The organism is Novosphingobium sp. YAF33 (assembly GCF_052113265.1).
In the GTDB taxonomy this organism is placed as follows: Bacteria; Pseudomonadota; Alphaproteobacteria; order Sphingomonadales; family Sphingomonadaceae; genus Novosphingobium.
Map to the genome: position 1 here is coordinate 302,839 of NZ_JBFRCW010000002.1, position 25,967 is coordinate 328,805.

Sequence of the window (25,967 nt, forward strand, 5' to 3'; positions counted from 1 at the left end):
GGGAACCACCGATGCCCCACACCGAAGCTGCCCGTATTCGCGACCTGATCGACACCGGCCCTCGTTTCGACGAGGCCGATGCCGTTCGCCTCAACCGCCTCTTCCGCGGCACCGAAACGAGCGAGATGCTCGAAACGGTGCTCAAGGAGCGCATGGTGGGCGATATCGCGATCGTGTCCAGCTTCGGTGCGGAATCGGCGGTGCTGCTGCATCTCGTCAGCCGCGTCGATCCCACGGTGCCGGTGCTGTTCCTCGAAACCGGCAAGCATTTCCCCGAGACCCTGGCCTATCGCGACCTGCTGATCGAGCGACTGGGTCTCAAGGACTTGCGCAACCTCGTCCCCGATGCCGAGGAACTGGCGAAGAAGGACGAAAACGGACTGCGCTGGTCCTACGATCCCGACGGCTGCTGCGAAATCCGCAAGGTGAAGCCGCTGGAAAAGGCCCTGCTGGGCTTCGATGCCTCGTTCAGCGGCCGCAAGGCGTTCCAGGCCTCCACCCGCGCCACCCTGCCCCGCTTCGAGGTGGACACCACCGACGCGCAGGGCCGCCTCAAGGTGAACCCGCTGATCGACTGGTCGCCCGAGCGGATCGCCGCCTATATCGCCGAACACGACTTGCCGGCCCATCCGCTGGTCGCCGAGGGCTATCCCTCGATCGGCTGCATGCCCTGCACCAGCAAGGTCGCTGCAGGCGAAGACCCTCGCTCGGGCCGCTGGCGCGGCTGGAACAAGACCGAATGCGGCATCCACGTCGCCACTCATTCGGACTACACGACCAAGAACGCACCCGAGTTCGATCCGGGGCTCTGAGCCAGGGTTCGCTTCGGGCAAGGGCTTGCTTGGAACGCTCCCCTGGCTGAAGCAGGGCCTTGCCCTGAACCTTTCGCCGGGACACCGGCACAGCCACAGCCACGCAACCCATTGCAACAAACAAGACCAGGAGTGCAATTATTGCACTCCTGGTCGGGGTTGGCATGGCGCCGGGGTCCACTAGATCGCACTTGCCCCCAAAATATTGCAGTGCAACATGACCGATCAGCAAAAAGCCCATACTCACCCCGCGCTCGTCATCCTCGCCTTGGCGATGGGTGCCTTCGCCATCGGCACGACCGAATTCGCCGCGATGAGCCTCGTGCCCTATTTCGCGCGCGATCTCGGCCTGACCGAGCCCGAGGCGGGCCATGCCATCAGCACGTATGCGCTGGGCGTCGTGGTCGGCGCGCCGATCATCGCCGTTCTGGCCGCGAAATTGCCCCGGCGGGCCTTGCTGATCGGCCTCATGGCGCTCTTCGCGGTGGGCAACGCGCTTTCGGCCATGGCGCCTACATATCCGCTGCTGCTGCTGTTCCGCTTCATCAGCGGGCTGCCGCATGGTGCCTACTTCGGCATCGCCGCGCTGGTGGCTGCCTCGATGGTGCCGGCAAACCGCCGCGCCCAGTCGGTGGCGCTGGTCATGTCGGGCCTGACGGTGGCGACGATCATCGGCGTGCCGCTGGCCAACTGGCTGGGCCAGGCCTTCGGCTGGCGCACCGGCTTCGCCATCGTCTCGGTGCTGGCCGTCATCACCATGGCGCTCGTCGCGCTCTTCGCCCCGCACCAGAAGGCGGCCGAAGGCGCCAGCCCGATGCGCGAACTGGGCGCGCTGCGCCGTCCGCAAGTGCTGCTGACCCTGCTGACCGGCGCCATCGGTTTCGGCGGCCTCTTCGCGGTCTACACCTACATCGCCTCGACCATGATCGAAGTGACCAAGGTTTCCGAGCACCTCGTGCCGGTGGTCCTGGCCGTGTTCGGCGTGGGCATGACGGTGGGCAACCTGTTCTGGGCCTGGGCGGCCGACCGCTCGCTGAACAAGGCCGCGATCGGCGCGCTGCTGTTCAGCGCCTTCGCCCTTGCGCTGTTCCCGATGGCCGCGAGCAACGTCTGGACGCTCAGCGTGGTGGTGGTGATGATCGGTTTTGCCGGCGGCCTCGGCACCATTCTCCAGACGCGCCTGATGGACGTGGCGGGCGACGCGCAGGCCCTGGCGGCTGCGGCGCACCATAGCGCCTTCAACATGGCCAATGCGCTTGGCCCCTGGCTCGGCGGTCTGGCCATTTCGGCAGGCTACGGCCTGACCTCGACCGGCTGGATCGGTATGGGCCTGTCTCTGGGCGGGCTGGCGATCTTCCTGGTGACGCTGACCCTGCACAAGCGCGAGCACGAAGGCGCCATGGCCGGGCAGCCGGTCCCGGCCTGCTGAGGCCTTCCGCGCACCGCATGAAGAAAGGCCCGCGAGTTCGTCACTCGCGGGCCTTTTCGTGTCCGGCCGGCAGGGGCGTCAGCCGATCATCATGAGGCTGGCATTGCCGCCCGCCGCCGTGGTGTTGATCGAGGTGGAGACTTCCTCCAGCAGCCAGACCAGGTTCGGCCCCGGCGTGCGGTGGACGGGCACGATCGGCCCGGGCAGCTCGGCCACGGCCTTGCAGGCCGCGCGAACCGCCTCGGCATCGCCTTCCACCAGACAGGCAGCGAAATGTGCGCCGGCATCGGGAGCGAAACGGGCGGCCACGGCTTCGGGCAGTCCGGCCGGAAGCGCCATGCCCTCGACCGTCGCGGTATTGYCGGTGGCCAGCACGGCCGCCATTTGCCCGTAGAGCCCTTCCTGCGTCGCCGGGCGCAGCAGGATGCGGCCGCGCGGGTGGAGGACATAGAGATTGATCTCGCCCACCGGGCCCGGCAGGCTCAGTTCCATGCCCAGCCCCGATCCGGCCGCCAGGCCGCGCGCCGCCGCGGCCGAAGCGGCATCGCCCTGCCCGGACAGCCAGGTCGCGAAGGCCTCCACCAGCGGCGCCGTCCTGGCGGGCGCATCCAGCACTTGCGGCGCCTGCCGCGCCAGTCGCCCGAGATAGAGCGGACCGCCCGCCTTCGGACCCGTGCCCGAGAGCCCGCGGCCGCCGAAAGGCTGCACGCCGACGATCGCGCCGATGGTGTTGCGATTGACGTAGAGATTGCCCGCGCGGATGGCCGAAGTCACTTGCTCCACCGTCGCGTCGAGGCGGGTGTGGAGGCCGAACGTCAACCCGTAGCCGGTGGCGTTGATCGCCTCTATCAGCGCGGACAGTTCGTCGCGCTTGAAGCGCAGGACATGCAGCACCGGCCCGAACACCTCGCGTTCGATCTGGTCGATCGTCGAGATCTCGATGATCGTGGGCGCCACGAAAGTGCCCGACGCGCACGTCGCGGGGATCGCCACTTGCTCGACCTTGCAGCCGCGCGCCTTCATGCGGGCGACGTGGCCGTCGATCATGCCCTTGGCCTCGGCCGTGATCACCGGCCCGATGTCGACTGCGAGTTCCTGCGTATTGCCGACCCGCAGCTCCGCCAGAGCGCCCTTGAGCATGACCAGCGTGCGGTCCGCCACTTCCTCCTGGAGGCAGAGCACCCGCAGCGCCGAGCAGCGCTGTCCGGCCGAATCGAAGGCCGAGGCGATCACGTCGGCAACCACCTGCTCGGCCAGAGCCGAGGAATCGACGATCATCGCGTTCTGCCCGCCGGTCTCGGCGATGAAAGGAACGGCATGGCCATGGGCCGAAACCCGGCCGGCCAGCTGCTTCTGGATCAGGCGCGCCACTTCGGTGGAGCCGGTGAACATCACTGCCGCCACTTGCGGCGCCGCCACCAGCGCCGCGCCCAGCTTGCCGTCGCCCGGCAGCAGTTGGAGCGCGTCCTTGGGCACGCCGGCCTCGTGCAGCAGGCGCACGGCTTCGGCAGCGATCAGCGGCGTTTCCTCGGCCGGCTTGGCCAGCACCGGGTTACCTGCCACCAGCGCGGCCGCGACTTGCCCTGCGAAGATCGCCAGCGGGAAGTTCCAGGGGCTGATGCAGACCACCGGCCCCAGCGGCACCTGATCGGCGCCGAACGTCTCGCGGGCCTGCTTCGCATAGTAGCGCAGGAAGTCGATCGCTTCGCGCACTTCGGCGATGGCATTGGCGGCCGACTTGCCGGCCTCGCGGATGACGAGGCCCATGAGCAGGCCGATCCGGCCCTGCATGGCATCGGCGGCGGCCTCCAGCATGGCCGCGCGCTCGTCCACGGATACCTGGCTCCAACGGCTGATCGCGGCGCGAGCGACGGCGACGGAGGCGGCTTCCGGGGCCACTTCGATCACCCGGCCCACCACGTCCGCGTGATCGGCGGGGTTGAGCACGGCGCGCTCGCCGCCCTGGGCATTGGCGGGCATGGCGAACCATTCGCGCGCGGCGGAACGGCGCAGGTCTTCCGACAGCACGGCCAGCGCCGCCTCGTCGGCCATGTCGATGCCGTCCGAATTGCGGCGGCCGGGGTAGAGGTCGGCAGCCAGCGGGATCAGGTCGTGCCGCGCGCCCGGATCGGGCATGGCGCGCACGACGTCTACGGGATCGCCCACCATCTCTTCCACGGGCACGGCCGGATCGGCGATGCGGTTCACGAACGAGGAGTTCGCGCCGTTTTCCAGGAGACGGCGCACGAGATAGGCCAGCAGCGTCTCATGCGTGCCGACCGGCGCGTAGATGCGGCAGGGCCGGTCAAGGTTGTTCCCGGATTCGCCGGCGCCGACGACTTGCGAATAGAGCGGCTCGCCCATGCCGTGGAGGCACTGGAACTCGTACTGGCCGATCGCGAAGTCCGGTCCGGCCAGATGGTAGATCGTGGCCAGCGTCTGCGCATTGTGAGTGGCGAACTGCGGGAACACCGCGTCCGGCGCGGCCAGCAGCTTCTTCGCGCAGGCGACATAGGATACGTCCGTGTGGACCTTGCGGGTGAACACCGGGAAATCGGCCAGCCCGTCGACTTGCGCGCGCTTGATCTCGGCGTCCCAATAGGCGCCCTTCACCAGGCGCACCATCATGCGGCGCCCGGCGCGGCGGCCCAGATCGATGATCCAGTCGAGCACGAAGGGGCAGCGCTTGCCATAGGCCTGGACCACGAAGCCCAGCCCGTCCCAGCCCTGGAGTTCGGGATCGAGGGCCAGCGCCTCCAGCAGGTCCAGCGAGAGTTCGAGGCGGTCCGCTTCCTCGGCATCGATGTTGAAGCCGATGTCGTAGCCGCGCGCGAGCACGGCCAGCGCCTTCACGCGCGGCAGCAGTTCGCCCATCACGCGCTCCGCTTGGGCCCGGCTGTAGCGCGGGTGGAGCGCCGAGAGCTTGATCGAGATGCCCGGCCCCCGGTAGATGCCGCGCCCGGCGCTCGCCTTGCCGATGGCGTGGATGGCGTTCACATAATCGGCGTTGTAGCGGTTGGCATCGGCCGCGGTGGTGGCGGCTTCGCCCAGCATGTCGTAGCTGTAGCCGAAGCCCTTTTCCTCCAGCGCGCGCGCGCGCTTCACGGCTTCACCGATCGTTTCGCCGGTCACGAACTGCTCGCCCATCAGGCGCATCGCCAGATCGACGCCGCGGCGGATCACCGGCTCGCCTGCGCGGGCGACCAGCCGCGTCAGGGCCGAGCCGAGGCCCTTGTCGTCGACCGAGCCGACGAGCTTGCCCGTCACCACCAGCCCCCAGGTCGCGGCGTTGACGAAGAGCGACTTGCCGCCGCCGAGGTGCGCGCTCCAGTCTCCGTCGGAGATCTTGTCGCGGATGAGCGCGTCGCGGGTGGCATTGTCGGGAATGCGCAGCAGCGCCTCGGCCAGGCACATGAGCGCCACGCCTTCCTGGCTGGACAGCGAATATTCCTGCACCAGACCCTCGACGCCGGTGCCCTTGTGATTGGCACGCAAGGTGGACACCAGGTGGATGGCCGTCTCGCGAACCGCCTGGCGCTGCGCCTCGGGCAGCGTCGCCGCGTCAAGCAGCGGCGCCATGCAGGCGGCCTCGTCGCGGCGGAAAGCATCGGTGATCGCGCGGCGAAGCGGGGTCGGTTCGCTGACGGCGGGGGCGAAGGCGCCGAAGAGGGGCGTGCGGGCGGGCGTGTGGGTCATGTATCGCCAATATCCCAAGGCCGCTTGGCAATCCGACTTTTCACAGGCACAGATTGGCTCATCTGAACTTATCTTTCGGGATTTTGCAGGCCAAACGGATGGCAAATCGCGTAAAACACGTCGATCTGGACGAACTCGATCGCAAGATCATCGCCGCCTTGCGCGCCGACGGCCGCATGAGCGTCACCGACCTTGCGCAGAACGTAGGGCTTTCCAAGACGCCTTGCCAGGTCCGGATGCGGCGGCTGATCGATTCGGGGGTGATCCGGGGCTTCCGCGCCGTGGTCGATCCGGCCAGCCTGGGCCTTGACCATGTCGCCTTCACCGAGGTCAAGCTGTCGGACACGCGCGAGCAGGCGCTGAAAGAGTTCAACGCCGCCGTCCGCCGCATTCCCGAAGTGGAGGAGTGCCACATGCTCGCCAGCCATTTCGACTACCTGCTGAAAGTCCGCACCACCGACATCCGCCGTTACCGCGAGGTTCTGGGCGAAAAACTGTCGAACCTGCCGCATGTTTCCAGCACGTCCACATATGTGGCCATGGAAACGGTGAAAGACGCCAGCAGCTAGCCCGGCCGATCGGGCCGGGCGGCATTCCTCACGGTGCCCGCTCGCCCGTGACTTTCGCCGATCCGAACATGCCCATCTTGCACTTCCCGCCGAGAGTGTCTCCGCGCAGTTCCAGATCGTATTTGAGCGTGATCTTCATCGGTTTCTCCACCTTGAGATCGAACCGCAGGCGCCCGGCCTCGAACGTGCCGCCGCCGAAGTCCTGCCTGCCTTCCGGCGATGACAGGTAGCCGCTGACGGCGCTGCCCTCCACGTCGAAGTGCGCCAGCATCGCCTGCGGCCCCATCGGCGTCTTGAGCACCATGTTCCAGTCTCCCGCAGGCCCGCTCGCCGCGGCGGGCTGCTCATCGTTCGGCCCGGGGTCCGGTTTCGGTTCCGGCGCGATGGCGGCGGCAGGCGCCGGCTCGGCGCGCACCGGCTCCGGCTTGTGCAGGCCCGATACGTCGCGCTGTTCGATCACGTCGAGAATGCGGCCCGGCGTCAGCGGCAGGACAAGGTCCTCGATCTCCCCGAACGGCGAAAGGGCATCGGCGATGGCGTTCACCAGCGTGGGCGGACCGATGATCGCGCCGCCCTCCCCCACGCCGCGCATGCCGCCGATGGTCTGCGACGGGGTATTGGCGTGGACGAATTCGAACACCGGCACGTCGGAAATCGACGGCAGGAGGTAGTCCTTGAACGTCGCCGCCTGCGGATTGCCCCGCGCGTCGTAAGGCATCTCCTCCAGCAGGACCATGCCGATGGCCTGTGCCAGCCCGCCGGAAATCTGCCCCTCGACCACGGCCGGGTTGATGACCGTCCCGCAATCCTCGGACGAGATCCAGCGCAGGATCGAGACGAAGCCGGTGTCCACATCCACTTCCACCACGGCAAGATGGGTGGCGCTGGTGAACGTCATCGGCGGCGGTTGATAACGGAACTGCATCTCCAGCCCGGTTTCCAGCCCCGGCGGCAGACGGTCGGGCTCGCCATAGGCGATGGCGGCAATCTCCGCGAGCGGCCGCGCCATTTCCGGCGCGCCCTCCACCCGGACCATGCCCGCGTCCAGCACCACGCTTTCGGCACTGGCATTGAGCAAGTGCGCGGCCACGGCACGCACTTTGTCCGCCAGCAGTTCCGAGCACCGGATCGCCGCCCCGCCCGCAATCACGCCCTGACGGCTTCCTGCCGCTCCGGGGCTGAAGCCACCGCGCGAGCTGTCACCCTCGAACACGGTCACATCCTCGTAGCGCACGCCCAGCCGGTCTGCGATGCACTGGGCCATCGTCGTGGCCGTGCCGTGGCCCTGCGAATGAGTGGACATCGTCGCGGTGACCTTGCCCGTCGGTTCGATCCGCACTTGCGCCAGTTCGCCGGTCATCGGCGCCATCGATCCCGCAGAGCCGGTCGGTTCGACATAGGACGCCAGGCCCACGCCCAGATAGCGCCCCTCCTGCCGCGCGCGCGCCTGTTCGCGGCGGAACTGCGCCATGTCGAAGTGCTGGAGCAGCTTTTCCAGGCATTCGCCGGGCGTGATGTCCTGCAGCGGAATGCCCATGCTGGTCACGGCGGGCTGGTCGGCAAGGTAGACGAGATTGCGGCGGCGGATCTCCACCGGATCGATCCCCAGCTTGCGCGCCGCCTTGTCCAGCAGGGTCTCGCGGACCAGCGATTCCATCGCCCAGGGCCCGCGATAGGCGGCAAGGCCATTGGTGTTGGTGTACCATCCGCGCGAAACGAAGGCGTAGGCAGGCTGCTTGTAGGCCGCCCAGACGAACATGTGCACGGCGATATTGCTGTCCGCGCCTTGCGGGAAGGCACCGTTGTTGCAGTCGTAGATGCCGTGGGAACCGGTGAGCCGACCTTCCGCGTCGAACCCCGCCTGCAGGGTCATCTCCGCCTCGCGTGCCTGGTTGGATGCGGTGAGCGCCTCGTAGCGGTCCTCGATCCACTTGAGCGGCCGGCCCAGCAGCAGCGCCGCGACGATGACCGCGCTTTCCTCCTTCCATGGATGGTTCTTCAGCCCGAAGGCGCCGCCCACGTCCTTGGCGATGACCCGGATCGCGGTATCCGGCAGATCCAGCGCCAGGCTGACCCAGCGCGCCACGAGATGCGGGCTCTGGCAGGTAATCCAGAGCGTAAGTTCTTCCGGTCCGTCGCGCGCGGCGATCACCCCGCGCGTCTCCATGGGCGCCTGCGAGATGCGCTGGTGAACCACCTTGTGGCTGAGCCGCAGCGCCGATCCGGCGAGCTTGCGTTCCAGCTCCTCCTCGATGTCTTCGTCGCCGATTTCGGCCGCGACATTGCTGTCCATCCCGGCATGGATCGCCGCGGACGACCTGGCCTGCGCGATCGTGACGACGGGATCGTGCTCCTCGTACTCGACCTCGATCAGGGAGGCGGCGTCTTCCGCCATGGCGCGCGTCTCCGCGACGACCATGACCACCGGCTCGCCGACATAGGCCACCTGACCGTCCGCAAGCGGCGCAATCGCGATCTCCGCCTCGGTAAAGAAGAACGAGAGCATGCGGATCGGCCGCGCGGCGAGGTCCGCCGCAGTCAGCACGGCATGGACGCCGGGCATCTCGCGGGCGAATTCGCTTTGGATGGACAGGATGCGCCCGCGCGCCACGGGGCTGCGGGCGAAAGCGACATGGAGCATGCCGGGCAGGGTCACGTCGTCCACGAACTGCCCGCGCCCGGTCAGCAGGCGCGGATCTTCCTTGCGAAGCGCGCGTTTGCCGATCCAGCGCGTGGCACCGAGCCCGCCGCCGGGCGCCTGCGCATTCATGCCGCCTGCCCCTTGCCGGCGGCGGGGCCGGTCGCCCCGTCTCCGCTCATGCGCTCGGCCCCGCCTCCGTACCTGCCCTCCGCCAGGGCCCGGGCAGCGCGCCGGATGCCCTGATAGCCCGTGCAGCGGCAGACATGGCCGGACATGGCGGCGATCATCGTCGCTTCGTCCGCGGGTTCCTCACCCGCCGTCAGCGCCGCGAAAGTCATCAGCACGCCCGGCGTGCAGAAGCCGCATTGCAGCCCGTGGGCCTCGCGCATGGCGTCCTGCGCCGGGTGGAACGTGCCGTCCGGCGCGGCGAGGCCCTCCACGGTGGTCACGTCCGCTCCGTCTGCCTGGACCGCCAGCATCAGGCAGGCGCGCACGGCCCGACCGTCGACCAGGACCGTGCAGGCGCCGCAAACGCCATGCTCGCATCCCAGGTGCACCCCGGTGCAGCCCGCCTCCAGTCGCAGATGGTCCGCAAGGCTGGTGCGCGCCTCCACCCGGTCATGACGGCGGTGGCCATTGACGGTCCATGCGATGGCGTGTTCGCTCATGCGGCTTCCCTCAGGTCCAGAACTTCGCGCAGGCCCCGTGCGAAGATGCGGCGGCCGACAGTACGGCGGTATTCCGCACTGGCGTGGTGATCGTCGAAAGGCGCGCTCTCCGCCACGGCCAGTCCCGCCACGGCCTCGACGTCGAGTTCGGCCAGGGCCGTGCCGAGCAGCGCCTCTTCGGCCCGGCGCATGCGGATCGGTGTCGGCCCCATGCCGAACCAGGCGAGTCCGGCCCGCGCCACTTTGCCGTCTTCCAGCACCAGCGCGCCGACCATGCCGACCAGCGCGAAGTCTCCGGGCCGCTGCGCCACTTCGCGAAACAGCACCAGATGACCCGCCGCCCAGTCGGGATAGACCACGGCCGTCAGCAGTTCGTCCGGCTCCAGCACCGTCATGTAAGGGCCGAGATAGAAGTCCGCCGCCGCGACGTGCCGCGTGCCCCTTGTCGAGATGATCTCCAGCGTGGCGCCCAGCGCGATCGCCGTCGCGGGCATTTCCGCCGCCGGCTCGCCGAGCGCGATCGATCCGCCCACCGTCCCGCGGTTGCGCGTCTGGTGGTGCCCGACATGGCCCAGAGCCGTGACCAACACCGGGAGCCGCCGGGCGAGCGTTGCATCGGCCAGGGCCTCGGCCTGCCGCGTCATGGCGCCCACGCGAATCCCGCCCGCGACTTCGGAAACGCCGCGCAGCTTCGCGATGCCGCCAAGGTCGACGAGGATGAAAGGCTGGCTCATCCGCAAGTTCAGCAGGGGCATGAGCGTCTGCCCCCCTGCCAGCACCGTCGCTCCCCCGCCGGCCTCCGCCAGCACCCGGCAGGCCTCGGCAACGCTGGCCGGGCGGGCATAGTCGAACGGCGCGGGCTTCATCGCGGCGCTCCCCGGCGCCCGGCCTCGAAGGCGGCGGCGGCCGTGACCACCAGCAGCACCGCCACGCCCAGGAACTCTGCCTGGAGTCCTTTCACACCCAGCATGAAACCTGCCACCAGCGCCAGCACGAGTGCGGCCACCCAGCCCCAGACAGTCCCTCCCGGCGCGGCGCGCGCGCCGGGGACGAGCGGCGCGGAAAGCACCGGCGCCGTGGCAGTCGCCCCCTGCCCGGCGCCGGCTGCAAGCTCCCCCGCTGCAACCGGCGCCGGAGCGCCCCCCGTGACGACCTCCCCGAACCTGGTGAAGAACTTGCCGGCGAGATTCTTCGCCGTCGCATCGATGATCGGCCCGCCCAGCTGGGCCATGCGGCCGCCCACTTCCGCCTCGACTTCGTAAGCGACCAGCGTCCCGCCATCTTCGCCGTCACTGAGCCGCACTTTCGCGCCGCCCCGCGCGCTTCCGGCAATGCCCCCGTTGCCCAAGCCGGTTATCGTGTAGCCATTGGGCGCATCGAGATCGGAAAGGTGCACCTGCCCCCGAAACCGCGCGCCGATGGGCCCGATCTTCACTTCCGCCACGGCAACGAAGCGATCGTCCCCCTCTCGTTCCAGGCTCTGGCAGCCCGGAATGCACTGGGCGAGAACGACGGGATCGTTGAGCGCTTCCCACACCTTCCGGCGCGGCGCCGCGACCCGCTGCTCGCCCGTCATCTGCATTCGCGCTCTCCCGCTTCCCTGCCCGGCCCGTTTTCCGGCTTGAGCGATGAAACGACGGGACGGCCCGCAATGCAAGAACTATGAGCGACACTGTATCTTATTCCCCGGAGCGATGAGTCGCGCAGGCGCTGGCCGGAGGGCGGGGCGGCGGTTACGACATCTGCGCAAGGCCGGCGAACGGCGAATGGGAGAGATCATGAACGCTACCGTCATCGTCACCGGAGCCGCCGGAGGCATGGGCCGCCCGGTCGCCGCCCGCTTCGCCGCGCAAGGCCGCCCCTTGCTGCTGAGCGACGTGAATGCCGAAAGGCTGGAAGCCGTCGCCGCCGAACTGCGCCGGGACGGCGTGCAAGTCTCGACGCTGGCGGGGGACATCGCCGCGCCTGAATTCCCGCAGCGCCTGCTCGATACCCTGAGCGAAGCGCCGCTCTTCGCGCTGGTCCATACGGCCGGTCTCTCGCCGACGATGGCCGAGGCGCCGCGCATTCTGGAAGTGAACTATTTCGCCACCGAACGCCTCGTGGCCGCGCTCCTGCCGCGATTCGAGGAGGGCGGCTGCGCGGTGCTGATCTCCTCGATGTCGGCCTATCTCATCCCCGATCCGGCGATGGTCGCGGCCGTGCAGGACCTCGTCGCGGGCAAGGGGCGGGAAGATGTCGACCGATTCTCCACCAATCCTGGCATGGGCTATACGCTGTCCAAGCGCGGGGTGATCGGGCTGGTCGGGCGGGAAGCGGCGGCCTTCGGGGAGCGCGGCCTGCGCATCGCCTCCATCGCGCCGGGCTTCATCGACACCGAAATGAGCCGCGCCGAAGCCAAGGCGAGCGAACAGATGGTGCGGATGATGGGCATGACGCCGCTCGGGCGGCAGGGACTGGGCGATGAAATCGCCTCCGTGGCGGAGTTCCTCTGCTCGCCGGCCGCATCCTATATCAGCGGCTGCGACATCAAGGTGGATGGGGGGATACTCGGCCGCCTAGGCCTGTGATCCCCTGAGACGGTGCCGCTCTGCGACGGTGCCCTCCTGAGACGATGACGCTACGGGCGGGAAGCGCTGAAAATGCGCTGGCCCGCCCGGTCATGATGCCAAGTTCCGCCAGCGCCTGCGCAAACCCGATCGCCGCCTTTGCGAAATCCCGTGCCCTTGCGTCCTAGCTCTCGCACTCCATGACCGTCGCGATGCGGAACGAGGCCCGGTCGAACAGATTGCGCTCATCCGCGACGATCTCGTCGGGCATGAGGTTCTGCGTAATATAGGCCAAGGTCTTGCGGAACACCGCTTCGTCCTCGAACCAGAGTTCGGTGATGACGTCCGGCCCATCGGTGAAATCGCCGGTTTCCGGATGCGGCTGGGGATCGACATAGCGCCGGATGTAGCGGCTGACGCCCCGCGAATAGCGCTCCGCGAGGGGCGCATGCCGCGTCTCGTAGTAGTCGCGGAACTGCTGCGGCGTCAGGTCGGCGCGCCGTTTCATGAACAGCAGGATCTTGTGGAATTGCCGGTCCATCGCGGGCCTCCTTCTCGTCCAGGCCGAGAGCTAGCACGCGGTCTCCCCGGCGACACCGGGAGCCGGGTCGCCGGGGCGATGAGCGGGCGGGCGCCGCCCGCCCGGATTCACTCCGCTTCGCGCACAACACCCGCGCTGGCGTCGTTCGCCGGGGCATGGATGGCGGGCGCCACCGGAACCTGCGCCGCGCCCTGCACGAGATTGGCCAGCGACGCACCGTCAAGGCCAAGCTCCTTCATCAACCCGTCGATCACCGGGGCCTGCGCACGGTATGCAAGCGCGGCACTGACCGCGTCGTTGGCCAAGTTGCCCGATCCGCCGACCGAAGCCGACGAAGCCGATGAACCGCCCTTCTGTGTCAGACCGTCGACCTGCACGATCTTGATCGAATCGATCGCCTCCAGCGGCCGCACGGATTCGCGCACGACTTCCGGCAGAACCTTGAGCAGGGCGAGCTTCATCTGCAGCGAGATCTGGTCGGACGAGAGCAGGTTCGCCGCTTCGTTGACCGCGCGCTGACCCGCCGCTTCCACTTCGAAACGCACGCGCGCGGCTTCGGCGCGGAGCTTCTCGGCCTCGGCCTCGCCCTCGGCGGCCAGGCGGAAGGCCTCGGCGCGGTTGGCGGCGGCTTCGCGTTCGGCTTCGGCTTCCACCTTGACCGAGATCGCCTGCCGCTCGGCTTCCTTGCTGGCCTCGATCAGTTCGATGCGCTTGGCGCGCTCGGCGATCTCGGTCTCACGGCTGGTGATGACCTGTTCCTCGGCGGCGACCGCCTTGGCGCGGGCCTCGTCGGCGTCAGCCTTGGCCTGGCTTTCCTCCCGGCTCTTGTTCTGGATGGCGATCTGCTGCCCCTGGCGCGCGAGTTCGACGGCCTGGGCCTGCGCGATCTTGGCCTGCTGGATGGTGCGATCCGATTCGATCTGCTGCGAATCGACCTGCTGCTTGGCGATGATCCGCGCTTCCTCGGCCTCGCGCCCCCGCAAGGCCTGCTCGCGCGCGACTTCGGCTGCCTGCTCGGCCCGGCGCATCTCGATCTCGCGCTCCTGCTCCAGCTTGGCGAATTCGTTGTCGCGCTGGATCGAGAGCGACTGGCGCTCCGCTTCCAGGTTCTTGGTTTCGATCTGGACGCGGGTGTCCTGCTCGATGTCGTTCCGCGCTTTCTTGCGCAGTTCGATCTGCTCGGTCAGCTTGGTGAGACCCTCGGCATCGAAGGCGTTGTTGGCATTGAAGTGCTCGATCGAGGTCTGGTCCAGCCCGGTCAGCGACACTGATTCCAGCTCAAGCCCGTTCATCGCGAGATCGGACGAGGAAACCTGCTGCACCTTCTGCACGAAGTCCGCGCGCTGTTCGTGAAGCTGGTTCATCGTCATGCCCGCCGCGACCGAGCGCAGCGCATCGACGAACTTGCCTTCGACCAGTTCCTTCAGCGCTTCGGGATGCATGGTGCGGGCGCCCAGGGTCTGCGCCGCCATGGCGATGGCACCGGCATCGGGGCGGACGCGCACGTAGAATTCGGCTTTCACGTCGATGCGCAGGCGGTCCAGCGTGATGAGCGCATCCTGGTTCTTGCGCTCCACCGCCAGGCGCACGGTGTTCATGTTGACGGGCATCGTCTCGTGGAAGACCGGCAGGACCAGCGCGCCGCCGTTCATGACCACGCGCTCGCCGCCGAAGCCCGTGCGCACGAAGCCGATTTCCTTGGATGCGCGCTTGTAGAGCCGCGCGAGCATCAGGCCCAGCGCCAGGAACAGGACGAGGGCGATGCCGGCTAGAATTCCGATGCCGACGAGGTCTTGCATGTCTTCGATACTCCCCCTGGCGTCGTCCGGCCAGAAGCGCGGGACCACGCAATCAAATAGACAGGAAAGCTAGCAGAACGGGCCCGGAATTCCCAGGAAAACCGGCCTGACGCGCCGTGCTTTCAAAGCGTTAACCGCAGTTGTCACGGCCTGACGCGCGGCCCTTTTTTCAGTCCAGGCGCGGCAGGTAATGGTCGCCGCGCGCAATGGCCTTGAACAAGTCGCCCTCGCGCCGCACCAGCAGCACCTTTTCGCCTTGCACGAAGCGCTGGTCGTGCAGATCGGGCTCCACCATGACATTATGCGCCTGGCCGTAGTGATCGAACACGCGCCCGCGCGCCGGGCTTCCGGCCAGCGCGGTCCCGACCAGGATTTCCGCTTCCCGCCCGACCAGCGCCGACACGTCGATCGCGCTCGTCTCGTCCTGCGGGATGATCCGGCCCAGCCCCCGTGACAGCGCGCCAGTGATCGGCAGCGAAACGAGGGCAACGACAGGCGCGACGAGCCACGCGCTCCAGGGGCTCCCGGTCAGCGAGAGCAGCAGCTCCTGCGCGGAAATGCCGATCAGGCCGAACACGGTGAGCAGCAGCATGAGCCACATCAGGAACGGCACCCGGCCAAGACCGAGCACCGACAGCAGCCCTGCATCGACGCCGCCATGCCCGTGGAGGGTCCCATGGACGCCCGCATGAACATCGAGGTGGGTATCGCCGCCGAGGAAATCGCCGAGACCGACGATCTGGAGCAGGGCGAACATCAGCATCAGGGCCAGGGCGACCGAAAACGGCAGGCTCCCCGCCCTCGTCAGCAGCTCAACCATCGTCGCTCGCGTCGATATACTTGGTCTCTAGGAAACGGCCGCGCGTCGCCAGCGCATCCAGGTCTCCGCGCGAGAGGTCCAGGCTCATCGCCTCGATCTGGCCGGCGATGACGTTGAGCCCTTCCACCAGCTGCTGCGAAGGCGTGCTGCCGGCATGGGTCTTGTTGCGCAGCTCGGCGGGAATGCGGGTATAGCTGTCCACCAGCGAAGGCAGGTGTTCCGACAGCAGCTTGCGCACTTCATGCGCGGCGGGGCCGTTGTCCTGCAAGGTGGCAAGCTGCGGCGCCAGCTGTTCGAGGCGCACGCCGATCATGTCCACGGCATCGACCGCGGCATTGGGCAAGGCCCGGCGGCGCGTTTCCAGCCAGAGTTCCGCCGATCCGGCCAGTTCGGGCAATGTCGCGCTGCCCAGTTCCTCGGCACGGAGCTTGGGCGTGGCGGGATAGATCGAGAGCACCATAAACACCGCGAAGGCCAGCAGCGTCGTCAGCACCGTGGTGGTGAAAGACAGACCGCCGAGGATCAGCCCGGCGGTCAGGGCCACGATGAAGATGCCGAACAGCGCCAGGAAAGCACGGCGAATGCGGCGCCAGCGAAAGCTCCAACGCTCCTTGCGGGCATTGTAAAGCCGCGCCGCGCGCTGGCGGCGTGCGGCACGGATCACTTCCTGGTTCACGGCATTGCGACTGCGGGGCGTGACGGAATTGGCCATGGCTGTCAGTCGAGCGCCTCGAGCATGGCCTTCGTCGTCTTGTCGCTGCCCAGCGCCGTGCCTTCGGCCTGGCCTTGCGCGCGGGCGATATAGGCCTTGGACTTGGTGACCTCACCCTCCAGCGACTGCACGGTCTGCTTCATGGAATCGAGCGCCTGCATCTTGAAGGTGTCGATCGAATCCATCGTGTCGTAGATGTTCTGGAAGGCGCGGCTGAGCGTCTCCAGGGGGATCGTGGCGTTCGCCGCCTGCTCGTGGATGCGCGCGGTGTTGTCCTTCAGCATCTGGCCGGTGCCGTCGATGATCCGCGCGGTCGTGGTGTTGAGCGCGGTGATCTGGTCCAGCACCAGCTTCTGGTTGGCCATCGCCTGCGCCACCGTGACGGCCGTGCGCAGCGCGCCGACGGTGGTGGTGGAAGCGCGGTCGACGCCCTTGATCAGCTCGACATTGTTCTTCTTCACCAGATCGAGCGCGAGATAGCCCTGCACCGAGACCGCCATCTGCGTCAGCAGGTCCTGCGTGCGCTGGCGCACGTAGAACAGCGCGCTCTCGCGCACGGCCTTGGCCTTGGCGGGGTCGACATGGTCGAGATCGGCGGCCTTCTGTTCCAGCGTCTCGTCCAGCGCCTTCGACATGAAGATCATCTGTTCGAGCCTGCCCATCGCCGCCCAGAGGTTCTGGCGCTCCACGTCGATGGAGGCGTTGTCCATCAGCAGCTCGTCCTTGCCGCCCTGCAGGCGGGCGAGGATCGCGCCGATATGGCCCTGCGCGCTCTGGTAGCCGTCGAAATAGTTGCGCAGCTTGTTGCCCATCGGGATGATCCCGAAGATCTTGCGGCGCGAGAGCAGGTCGCCCTTGGTGGAGGGGTCGAGGTCTTCCACGGTGCGGCGCAGTTCGGCAAGGTCGGCGCCGACACCGGCGTCCTTGTCCATCGCGCGCACCGGGCGGTCGAGGAAGCGGTTGGACTGGCCTGAAGCCTCGGAAATCTCCTTGCGGCCCATGCTGGTGATCTGGTCGACACGGCGGCCGAATTCGGGCGAGTTCACGTCCTGCGAGACGAGATCGGCCACGAACTCGTCCACCCGGACCTGCAGCTTGGACTTCTGCTCATCGCCCACGGGCACGAGACCGGCCGCCTTCTCGGGCTGGACCACGGGCACCGGATCGGGAGGCGTCAGCTTCAGCTCACCCCCAACTGCCTGATCGGTCGTCGTCGCCATGAAAGAAAATCCCCGTCCTTCAAGAAATGTGTCCTGGCCACGAATCTAGGATTGCCGGCGAATACTGCAAGCAAAACAGGAAGGCGTCGCTTTACGGTTCGACGAGCGGGGTGGCCCCTTCGTCGGTCTCCGCGCCGTCCGGCATCACCAGCATCGTATCGTCCCGCGCCACGAAGCAGAGCCTGAGCCCCGCCGCCCGCGCCCGGCGGACGGCCAGATCCGTGGGGGCGGAGATCGCCACCAGCAGCGGACAACCGGCGCGCGCCGTCTTCTCCACCAGTTCGTACGAGCAGCGCGAGGTGACGATAATGAAGCCCTGCGCCGGATCGACCCCTGCACGGGCGAGCGCGCCCACCAGCTTGTCGAGCGCATTGTGGCGGCCCACGTCCTCGCGCAGCGCGATGACATTGCCCGCCTCGTCGCAGAAGGCGGCCGCATGGGTGGCGTGGGTTTCGCGCCCCAGCACCTGGCCGGCGCGCAGGGCATCGAGCCCGCAGCGGATCGCCGGGGGGCCGGCCTCGCTGCGGCGGGTCAGCAGCGGCAGGGGCCGCAGGGCCGCTTCCACACCCTCGATGCCGCAGATGCCGCAGGAGCTGTCTCCCACGCGGCGCCGCGCCCGCTCGACGATCAGGCCCAGCCGTTCCGGCGGCAGGTTCACGCGGGCGACGTAGCCGGCGCCCCAGTCCCCGTTCTCCACCGCGTGAACGGCCACCTCGCCCACTTCATCGGCGGCGGCCAACCCTTCGGCCATGAGGAAACCGGTCACGAAATCCTCGATCTGCAGCGGGGTCGCCATCATCACTGCGTAAGCGATGCCGTTGGTCTCTATCGCTACCGGCGCTTCCACGGGGATCGCGAAAGCCTCTCCCGCGGGGTTTTCCGCGGCCATCCGCGCGCCATAGGCACTGCGCCGGACCCTGATTGTCTCTGCACCGTTCATGCGCGTTTTCTAGCCGGGCGGCCGGCCGCGGTCATCCCCCCTGCCGGATTGGAACGGGTCAAATCTCCGCCTTGATCTGTCCGAAGGCCAGCAGCGCGAAAAGGCCGGTGCCGCCGATCACATTGCCCAGCAGCGTGGGCGCCAGATGCAAGGTGAAAGCGTCCAGGATCGGCAGCTCTCCGTGAAGCACCAGCAGGAACATCTCGGTCGACCCCGCCACGACATGCGCAAAGCCGCCGGCCGAGATCAGCCAGGCGAACAGCGCGACCACGAAGATCTCGAAGCCCTTGGAACTGGGCAGCATCCACACGAATGCCGCGATGAAGAAGCCCGCCGGTACGCCGTCCAGCAGGGCGGTCCAACCCTGCGCCTCGGCGGCCTTGCGGGAGACGTCGAGCATGCCCGCCACGGTGGGATGGGCGGGATCGGCGAAGATGTCGACCAGCAGCGCGGTCAGGAACGTGCCCAGGAGATTGGCCGCCAGCACGATCGCCCAGAGCCGCCCGGTGCGCCAGAGCCGCTCCAGGTTCGGGCTGGCGAGCAGCGGCAGCACCGCCGTCAGGGTGTTCTCGGTGAAAAGCTGGAGGCGCGAGAGCACCACCAGCACGAAGCCCATGGCATAGCCGAAAGCGGCGATCAGCTCGCGCTGCGGGTGGTCCGCATAAGCGTTGTGCAGCAGGCCCTGCGCGAAGACAGAGGTGGAAATGCCGATCCCGGCGGCGATCCCCGAGAACCACAGCGACATCGCCGGGCGGTGCAGTTCCTCTTCGCCCTCGCGGCGGATCACCGAGAAGACGGTGATTGCGGAAAGCCGCAAGTTGTCCTTGATCTGGCCGCGCTCGTGGCCGGTCAGGCCGGATTCGTCCTGCTCTATGTCGCGGTCGGTTTCCTGCCGCTCGGGATCGTCGTGCGAGAGGTCGCGCTCGTCGTCGGAGCCGGATTGGGCCGAGTCGGACTTGGGGGCGGTTTCGGCGGCATTGTCCATGCCGTCAGAACCGCCCCCGGAACGCATGGTTCCTTATTCCCCGATGCGGCGGAGGCGTGCTCCGCCGCGCAGAAGCGGGTCAGACGTAGTCCTCGGTATCGATGCTGGGCTTGATCGTGTCCGGGTAGCGATGGCCGGCGATGGTCTGCTGGTTCATCAGCTCCCCCGCCTTTTCCAGAACGGCGGCGTCGATCCGGAGATCGGCTGCGGCATGGTTCTGGTCGAAATGCGGGATCGATCGGGTGCCCGGAATTGCGTGGACGTGCGCGCCCTGCGCCAGCACCCAGGCGAGCGCGAGCTGCGCCGGGGTTGCCTGGACCAAAGCGGCCAGAGCGTTGAACTCCGCGATCAGCGCCAGGTTGTGCGCCCAGTTCTCGCCCATGAAGCGCGGGAAATTGCGACGCAGATCCTTCTCGGTGAGCGTGTTCACATCGGTCAGCTCACCGCCCAGCGCCCCGCGCGCGACCGGCGAGAAGGCGACGAGCGCGATCCCGAGTTCGCGCGTGGCATCCATCACGCCCAGTTCCACGTTGCGGGTCCAGAGCGAATATTCGGTCTGCACCGCTGCCACCGGGTGCACGGCATGCGCCTCGCGGATATGCGCGGCGGACCATTCGGACACGCCATAGGCGCCGATCTTGCCGGCCTCGATCGCGCGCACCATGGCGCCCACCGAGTCGGCAATCGGCACCTTCGGATCGAAGCGGTGCATGTAGAACAGGTCGATATGATCGGTACCCAGCCGCTTCAGGCTGGCGTCGAGCGAGGCGGTGATGCTGCCGGGCGCGCAGTCGATCCCGCGGCGGGCGCCGTCGATCAGGATGCCGGTCTTGGAGGCCAGCAGGAACTCGTCCCGACGGTCCATGATGGCTTCGCCGAGGATCTCCTCGCTCAGCCCCATGCCGTAGATGTTGGCAGTGTCGAAGTGATCGCAGCCCGCATCCAAAGCGTGGCGGAACAACGCGACCGCCTCCTCGCGAGACGGCGGATTGCCGTAGGCCCAGGCCACATTCATGCAGCCGAGACCGACGGAGTGGACCGGACGGCCCGCGAGGAGGCGTTTCGTCATCAGGACCAGCCGTCCTGCGCTTCGAGGCTCTCGGCCAGTTCGCCGATCACGCGGTAGCAATCGAGCACCTTGCCGACCGACGAATTGGGCTCACGCCCTTCGCGGATGGCAGCCACGAATTCGCGGTCCTGAAGCTCGATGCCGTTGTTCGACACGGTGACGCCGGTGAGGTCGATCGGCTCTTCACGGCCGTTCACCAGATCGTCGTAACGCGCAATGTAGGTCTCGCTGTCGCCGATGTAGCGGAAGAACGTGCCGAGCGGGCCGTTGTTGTTGAACGAGAGCGAGAGCGTGCAGATCGCGCCGGTTTCCGCCTTCAGCTGGATCGACATGTCCATGGCGATGCCCAGTTCGGGGTGCTTCGGGCCCTGCAGCGCGTTGGCGGCGACGATCTTGCCCGACTGGTAGGCGAACAGGTCGATCGTGTGCGCGGCGTGGTGCCACAGCAGGTGGTCCGTCCACGAGCGCGGCTGGCCCTTGGCGTTCATGTTCTTGCGGCGGAAAAAGTAGGTCTGCACGTCCATCTGCTGGACGTTGAACTCACCCGCGGTGATCTTGCCATGCACGTACTGGTGCGAAGGATTGAAGCGGCGGGTGTGGCCGACCATGCAGACCAGCCCGGTTTCCTTCTGCTTCGCCACAACCGCCTCGGCATCGGCCCAGCTGTCCGACAGCGGAATTTCGACCTGGACGTGCTTGCCGGCGTTCATGCAGGCGATGGCCTGTTCGGCGTGCATCTGCGTGGGGGTGCAGAGGATCACGGCATCGACGTCCGGCATGGCCAGCACTTCGGCCAGATCGGTGCCGGAGTGCGGCGCGCCGTACTTGGCAGCCACTTCGGCAGCCTGCTCGGCCGAGCGGCTGATGRCCGAGGCGATCTCTACGCCGTCGATGTTCTTGAGGCCGTCGAGGTGCTTTTCACCGAAAGCGCCGGCGCCTACGAGGGCAATACGCATGGGAATCTCCTTGGGGTGTCTGTCAAAGACAAAGGGCGTGCCGGCGTCAACCACCGGCACGCGGAATCGGTAAGTCGATCAGGGGCAGTCGATCAGAGTTTGAGCTTCGGCATTGTTGCCTTCGACGGTGGTCGAGGGCGGAACATCGCCGTTCACCGGCTCCAGCACGATGTGGCCCACGGCCGTGTTGCTGGCGGGCACGTGGTAGAAGCGCCGCAGCTCGCGCGTTTCCTTGCCCAGCGCGCCGCGCATGATCAGCCACATCACCATCTCGATGCCTTCGCTGCCGGTTTCGCGCAGGTATTCGATATGCGGAATGCACCGCAGTTCCTGCGTATCGCCCGACAGCTTGTCGAGGAACATGGTGTCCCACTCGCGGTTGATGAGGCCCGCGCGCGGGCCCTGGAGTTGGTGGCTCATGCCGCCGGTGCCCCAGACCTGCACGTTCAGGTCTTCATCGAAGCTTTCCACGGCACGCGCGATCGCCTCGCCCAGCGCCCAGCAGCGGTTGCCCGACGGCGGCGGATAAGTGACGACGTTGACCGCCAGCGGGATCACCTTCACCGGCCACTTGGCAGGCTTGCCGAACATCATCGACAGCGGAACGGTAAGGCCGTGGTCGACGTCCATCTCGTTGATGATGGTCATGTCGAACTCGTCGAGGATCAGGCTCTGCGCGATGTGCCAGGCAAGGTCCGGATGGCCTTCCACGTCGGGCACCGCGCGCGGGCCCCAGCCCTCGTCCGCAGGCTTGTAGCTTTCGCCGCAGCCGATCGCGAAAGTCGGGATGATCTTCATGTCGAAGGCCGATGCGTGATCGTTGTAGACCAGGATCACGACGTCCGGCAGGTTCTCTGCTTCCCACGCCTGCGTGGGTGCGAAGCCTTCCTGGATCGGCTTCCAGTAGGGATCTTCCCACTTGTCGAAGTCGCTGGCGACGCCGAGCGCGGGGATATGGCTACAGGCGATGCCGTGCGTAATGCGGGCCATCTTAGCGGTGCTCCTTGATGGAGCGCACGCCTTCGGGCGAGCGGCCCCCGGCGATCATCATCGCCTGATAATCCTCAACCGACATGCCGGTCATCGTCGAGACGGCCTGAAGGAAGCTCAGGCCGTCGGTCGAGAAGACCTTGGCGAGGAAGTAGATGTTGCCGCCCAGGTCCAGCAGGCGGTTGTAGTCGCGCGCGAGCACGGCCAGCTTCTGGTCCTCGGTCATCGGCCATTCGTCGAGATAGGCGCGTTCGTCGGCCTTCCAGCGCTCGCGGTTTTCCGCCTTCATCAAGCTCATCGCGAACTGGTTCAGGTGATAGCCCTGACGCGCGCGCTTCGCCGTGTAGACGCGCGTGCCCGGAATATCGTCGAACTCGCCGAGATAGGCGTGGATGTCGGTGATCTTGTCGGTCACAGGCCGCGTTCCTTGAGCTTGGCGTCAAGGCGCGGGAAGACCTTGCGCACATTGCCTTCGAAGATCGCGTGGCGCTCCTCGTCCGAGATGTCGAGCGCGTCGACATAGCGCTTGGTGTCGTCGAAGTAGAAGCCGGTCTGCGGGTCGATCCCGCGCACCGCGCCGACCATTTCGGAGCCGAACAAGATGTTCTTGTTGTCGATCACGTCGGCCAGCAGGTTCACGCCCGGCTGGTGGTAGACGCAGGTATCGAAGAACACGTTGTTCATGATGTATTCGTCGAGCGAAGGCTTCTTCAGCATGTCCGCCAACCCGCGATAACGGCCCCAGTGGTACGGCACCGCGCCGCCCCCATGCGGGATGATGAAGCGCAGCTTGGGGAACTTCGCGAAGAGGTCGCCCTGCATCAGCTGCATGAAAGCCACCGTGTCCGCCGCGATGTAGAAGCCGCCGGTGGCGTGCATCGCCGGGTTGCACGAACCGGAGACGTGGATCATCGCCGGAACGTCCAGCTCGCTCATCGCCTCGTAGATCGGGAACCAGTATTCGTCGGTCAGCGGCGGATGCTCGAAGTGGCCGCCGCCCGGATCGGGATTGAGGTTGCAGCCGATGAAGCCCAGCTCCTCAACGCAGCGGCGCAGTTCCTTCACCGAAGCGGAAAGGTCCGCCTTGGGGCTCTGCGGCAGCATGCACACGCCCACGAACGTCTCGGGGAACATGTTCACCACGCGGGCGATAAGATTGTTGCAGTGAACCGCCCATGCCTCGGACATGGCCTGATCGCCGACATGGTGCGCCATCGCACTGGCGCGCGGGCTGAACACAGTAAGATCGGCGCCGCGCTCCTTGATGAGGCGAAGCTGGTTATCCTCGATCGTCTGGCGGATTTCCGCATCGGAAATCTCGGGGTATGGCGGCGCTTCTTCACCGGCCTTGAAAGCGGCGATCTGGGCTTCACGCCAGGCGTCATGCGCCTTGGGCAGAACGGTATAGTGACCGTGACAGTCGATGATGAGCGACATGCTCAATTCTCTCCCTTGAGTACGCCCGCCGCGACCGCGGCCGCAAGCTTGGCTTCGAATCCTTCGGGCGGCGGCACCAGGCCCAGCTCGCCCAGCGCCTGCTGCCAGGCGACGGTATTTTCGGTCATCAGCGGCGGAATGCCCAGCGAACGCAGCATTTCCGCGGCTTCGTCCATCTCGGCAGCGCGGCGGCGGCCGTGGACCAGCATGCGGTCGAGATTGTAGTCTGCCCGCTCCGTCCAGGAAATGGCCTTCTCGCTGGCATCGAGCGAGGCAAGCACTTCGTCCGCCACGCCCTCTGCATGGGCGGCCATCATCATCTCGGCCGTCAGGGCCTCAAGCCCCTTCACCATGACCGAGCGCACCAGCTTGATCGCCGAAGCGCGGCCGACATCGGCGCCCACGGTGCGGACATGGGTGAAGCCTACCGCCTCCAGAGCCGCTTGCGCCTCGGCGGCGTCAGGCCCGGCCACCAGCAGCGGCACCTTCATGCGCGCGGGGTTTACGGGGGCAAGCACGGCCACGTCCACGTAACGCCCCTTGCCCTTGGCGATGGCCTTGGCGGCGGCGCGCTTGGTGCCGGGCGCAACCGAGTTCATGTCGCAGAACAGCGCGCCCTCACCCAGCAGCGGCGCGACGGCCTCGGCCACTTTCGGCGCGCCGTCAGCGGTGACGAGCGACAACACCAGTTCGGCGCCCTCAAGCGCTTCGGCGGCACTGTCGCAAACGGTGATGCCGAGTTCGGTCATGACGTCGCGGCGTTCGGGAAGGATATCGAAGGCACGGGCCTGTCCGGCCCAGTCCCCAGCTCCCGCAAACGTCGATCCGGCCTCTCCGAACCCGATAAGGGCAATGGACCTGTTCATGCTGCCAGTCTGGCCCGATTGCCCGGAAGCCGCCAATCGGAACCACCCGGAAGCTATAAGCTCAGTGCAATAAGCGCGTCATGCCATGATCGCGCGCGCTACCGCGAAACCTCCTTCGCCGCCCACTCCAGGTCGGCGAAGAATTCGCTCTGCACCTCGGTCGGCCGCAGCGACGCGCGGGTGGTCATGCCGATATGGCGGGTAAATTCAGCCGGAAGCCGCGATAATGCGCAAAGCCAGCCCGCCTCCACTTCGACCGTGACCTGATCGGGCGAAAGCACGGTGAGGAAATCGCCGCCCATCATCACCTGACGGATCATCATCACCGAGCCCGATTCGACCGGCACGTCCGGAAGCGCCACATCGTGTTCGCGAAAATAGCGCTCGAAACTGTCGCGCAGCGGCGTTCCGCGCGGCGGCAGGGTGAAGGGGTAGCTGGCCACCTCCGCCGCGCCGGGATCGGTGCCTTCCAGCGGGTGCCCCTTGCGGCCATAGACCGCCGGCCGGTCCTCGAAGAGCGGATGCTGCACCAGATCGCCTTCCACCAGCGGGTCGCGCAGCGCGCCCACCATGAGGTCCAGCGTGCCGTTGCGCAGTGGCTCTACCAGTTCGGCGCGCGAACCCTCGACGATGGTGAGCTTCACCCGGGGCCGCCGCGCCAGGAACCGCGCCACCGCGGCCGGGAGGATGCGGGCGCGCGAGAGCGGCATGGCGCCGATGGCGATGCGCCGCGTCTCCAGCCCGCGCAGAGCCTCGACTTCGGACAGCCCCGCCTCCAGCTCGACTTTGGCGAGGCGGAATTCGCGGGCGAGCTGGGTGCCCGCCTCGGTGGTGATGACGAACTTGCCTTGCCGCGCCACCAGCGGGCGGCGCAGCGCCAGCGCGAGATCGTTGACCGCACGGTGGATCGAGGGCAGCGACAGCCCGGTCTCCTGCCCGGCCCCGGCATAGCTGCCCGTCTCGGCCAGCGCGAGCAAGGCCCGCAGGCGCGACATGGTGACGTGCGGGCTCTGGATATGGGACAGCGCCGCGCCGATGCGCGGCGCCAGGATCTCTCCGGCGCGGGTAGGGATCATGCCGTCGTGACGGCGCTCGAACAAAGGCAGGCCGATCATCGCCTCGAGTCGCCCCAACGCCTGTGTTATCGCGGGCTGACTGAGGTTCACGGCTAGTGCGGCCGCGTTCACCGTCCCCAATTCGGCAATCTTGGCGACTGCGCGCAAGTGGCGAAGGTTGAAGTTCCAGATGTCCATGGAGGCACTCTTAGC

At 67.3% G+C, this 25,967-nt stretch carries 23 protein-coding genes; 4 read left to right on the forward strand and 19 right to left on the reverse strand.

All coding sequences use genetic code 11. The features are described 5' to 3' along the window. Positions 1-11: 11 nt before the first annotated feature. Together AB4Z00_RS05570 and AB4Z00_RS05575 are read left to right on the forward strand one after the other, a co-directional pair. A complete protein-coding gene (locus AB4Z00_RS05570; RefSeq protein WP_134093493.1) occupies positions 12-812 on the forward strand; it encodes a phosphoadenylyl-sulfate reductase in 801 nt (266 codons plus the stop codon). 217 nt (positions 813-1,029) lie between these two features. After that, a complete protein-coding gene (locus tag AB4Z00_RS05575) occupies positions 1,030-2,241 on the forward strand; it encodes an MFS transporter (RefSeq protein ID WP_132267370.1) in 1,212 nt (403 codons plus the stop codon). Between the two features lie 78 nt (positions 2,242-2,319). Here AB4Z00_RS05575 and putA read toward each other — a convergent pair whose 3' ends face one another. After that, positions 2,320-5,937: a trifunctional transcriptional regulator/proline dehydrogenase/L-glutamate gamma-semialdehyde dehydrogenase gene (gene putA, locus AB4Z00_RS05580; RefSeq protein WP_442045253.1), complete on the reverse strand. Its 3,618-nt coding sequence runs from the start codon at positions 5,935-5,937 to the stop codon at positions 2,320-2,322. A 98-nt stretch (positions 5,938-6,035) separates the two neighbouring features. Here putA and AB4Z00_RS05585 point away from each other — a divergent pair, with 98 nt between their 5' ends. Then, positions 6,036-6,506, forward strand: coding sequence for an Lrp/AsnC family transcriptional regulator (locus AB4Z00_RS05585; protein WP_132267373.1), 471 nt, complete (start codon positions 6,036-6,038; stop codon positions 6,504-6,506). Between the two features lie 28 nt (positions 6,507-6,534). Here the strand turns inward: AB4Z00_RS05585 and AB4Z00_RS05590 are convergent, their stop codons facing one another. Genes AB4Z00_RS05590 through AB4Z00_RS05605 form a run of 4 tightly spaced genes read right to left on the reverse strand, consistent with a single transcriptional unit; the run spans position 6,535 to position 11,397 of the window. Continuing rightward, positions 6,535-9,276: a xanthine dehydrogenase family protein molybdopterin-binding subunit gene (locus AB4Z00_RS05590; RefSeq protein WP_442045254.1), complete on the reverse strand. Its 2,742-nt coding sequence runs from the start codon at positions 9,274-9,276 to the stop codon at positions 6,535-6,537. Continuing rightward, positions 9,273-9,815, reverse strand: coding sequence for a (2Fe-2S)-binding protein (locus tag AB4Z00_RS05595; protein WP_442045255.1), 543 nt, complete (start codon positions 9,813-9,815; stop codon positions 9,273-9,275). Before AB4Z00_RS05595 ends, AB4Z00_RS05590 begins: the two co-directional genes overlap by 4 nt. Then, complete coding sequence (locus tag AB4Z00_RS05600; RefSeq protein WP_442045256.1) at positions 9,812-10,681, reverse strand: FAD binding domain-containing protein; 870 nt, start codon at positions 10,679-10,681, stop codon at positions 9,812-9,814. The genes AB4Z00_RS05595 and AB4Z00_RS05600 overlap by 4 nt, the downstream gene beginning before the upstream one ends. After that, positions 10,678-11,397: a CoxG family protein gene (locus tag AB4Z00_RS05605; protein ID WP_442045257.1), complete on the reverse strand. Its 720-nt coding sequence runs from the start codon at positions 11,395-11,397 to the stop codon at positions 10,678-10,680. The genes AB4Z00_RS05600 and AB4Z00_RS05605 overlap by 4 nt, the downstream gene beginning before the upstream one ends. Before the next feature lie 196 nt (positions 11,398-11,593). Between AB4Z00_RS05605 and AB4Z00_RS05610 the strand changes: the two genes are divergently transcribed. After that, positions 11,594-12,385 (forward strand): SDR family NAD(P)-dependent oxidoreductase, encoded by a 792-nt coding sequence (locus AB4Z00_RS05610; protein ID WP_442045258.1) that lies wholly within the window; start codon positions 11,594-11,596, stop codon positions 12,383-12,385. A gap of 163 nt (positions 12,386-12,548) precedes the next feature. Here AB4Z00_RS05610 and AB4Z00_RS05615 read toward each other — a convergent pair whose 3' ends face one another. The 14 genes from AB4Z00_RS05615 to AB4Z00_RS05680 all read right to left on the reverse strand — a co-directional run bounded on the left by AB4Z00_RS05615 (position 12,549) and on the right by AB4Z00_RS05680 (position 25,952). Continuing rightward, positions 12,549-12,905 (reverse strand): EthD domain-containing protein, encoded by a 357-nt coding sequence (locus tag AB4Z00_RS05615; RefSeq protein ID WP_132267383.1) that lies wholly within the window; start codon positions 12,903-12,905, stop codon positions 12,549-12,551. 107 nt (positions 12,906-13,012) lie between these two features. Continuing rightward, entirely contained in the window at positions 13,013-14,704 is a 1,692-nt protein-coding gene (locus AB4Z00_RS05620) for a flotillin family protein (protein WP_132267385.1), read from the reverse strand. A gap of 169 nt (positions 14,705-14,873) precedes the next feature. Continuing rightward, a complete protein-coding gene (locus AB4Z00_RS05625; protein ID WP_442045259.1) occupies positions 14,874-15,524 on the reverse strand; it encodes a YqiJ family protein in 651 nt (216 codons plus the stop codon). Continuing rightward, the gene (locus tag AB4Z00_RS05630) at positions 15,517-16,236 is read right to left on the reverse strand and encodes a hypothetical protein (protein WP_442045260.1); all 720 of its coding nucleotides are present in this window, start codon (positions 16,234-16,236) and stop codon (positions 15,517-15,519) included. Before AB4Z00_RS05630 ends, AB4Z00_RS05625 begins: the two co-directional genes overlap by 8 nt. Positions 16,237-16,241: 5 nt before the next feature. Further along, positions 16,242-17,456: a toxic anion resistance protein gene (locus tag AB4Z00_RS05635; protein WP_442045261.1), complete on the reverse strand. Its 1,215-nt coding sequence runs from the start codon at positions 17,454-17,456 to the stop codon at positions 16,242-16,244. Between the two features lie 91 nt (positions 17,457-17,547). Next, positions 17,548-18,396 carry a formate dehydrogenase accessory sulfurtransferase FdhD gene (fdhD, locus tag AB4Z00_RS05640; protein ID WP_442045262.1) on the reverse strand — a complete coding sequence of 283 codons (849 nt, stop codon included), beginning with the start codon at positions 18,394-18,396 and terminating at the stop codon, positions 17,548-17,550. Between the two features lie 58 nt (positions 18,397-18,454). After that, positions 18,455-19,408, reverse strand: coding sequence for a formate/nitrite transporter family protein (locus tag AB4Z00_RS05645; RefSeq protein WP_314467134.1), 954 nt, complete (start codon positions 19,406-19,408; stop codon positions 18,455-18,457). 52 nt (positions 19,409-19,460) lie between these two features. Further along, positions 19,461-20,450, reverse strand: a complete 990-nt coding sequence (locus tag AB4Z00_RS05650) for an aldo/keto reductase (protein WP_442045263.1) — start codon at positions 20,448-20,450, stop codon at positions 19,461-19,463. After that, positions 20,450-21,406: a Gfo/Idh/MocA family oxidoreductase gene (locus AB4Z00_RS05655; RefSeq protein WP_442045264.1), complete on the reverse strand. Its 957-nt coding sequence runs from the start codon at positions 21,404-21,406 to the stop codon at positions 20,450-20,452. Before AB4Z00_RS05655 ends, AB4Z00_RS05650 begins: the two co-directional genes overlap by 1 nt. Positions 21,407-21,484: 78 nt before the next feature. Then, a complete protein-coding gene (locus AB4Z00_RS05660; protein ID WP_442045265.1) occupies positions 21,485-22,396 on the reverse strand; it encodes a class III extradiol dioxygenase subunit beta in 912 nt (303 codons plus the stop codon). 1 nt (position 22,397) lies between these two features. Further along, positions 22,398-22,811, reverse strand: coding sequence for a protocatechuate 4,5-dioxygenase subunit alpha (gene ligA / locus AB4Z00_RS05665; protein ID WP_243654304.1), 414 nt, complete (start codon positions 22,809-22,811; stop codon positions 22,398-22,400). Beyond that, entirely contained in the window at positions 22,808-23,833 is a 1,026-nt protein-coding gene (locus AB4Z00_RS05670; protein WP_442045266.1) for an amidohydrolase family protein, read from the reverse strand. Before AB4Z00_RS05670 ends, ligA begins: the two co-directional genes overlap by 4 nt. Positions 23,834-23,835: 2 nt before the next feature. Beyond that, on the reverse strand, positions 23,836-24,699 hold the full coding sequence (locus AB4Z00_RS05675; RefSeq protein ID WP_442045267.1) for a DUF1932 domain-containing protein: 864 nt from the start codon (positions 24,697-24,699) through the stop codon (positions 23,836-23,838). A gap of 98 nt (positions 24,700-24,797) precedes the next feature. Further along, complete coding sequence (locus AB4Z00_RS05680; RefSeq protein WP_132267400.1) at positions 24,798-25,952, reverse strand: LysR family transcriptional regulator; 1,155 nt, start codon at positions 25,950-25,952, stop codon at positions 24,798-24,800. Positions 25,953-25,967 lie beyond the last annotated feature (15 nt).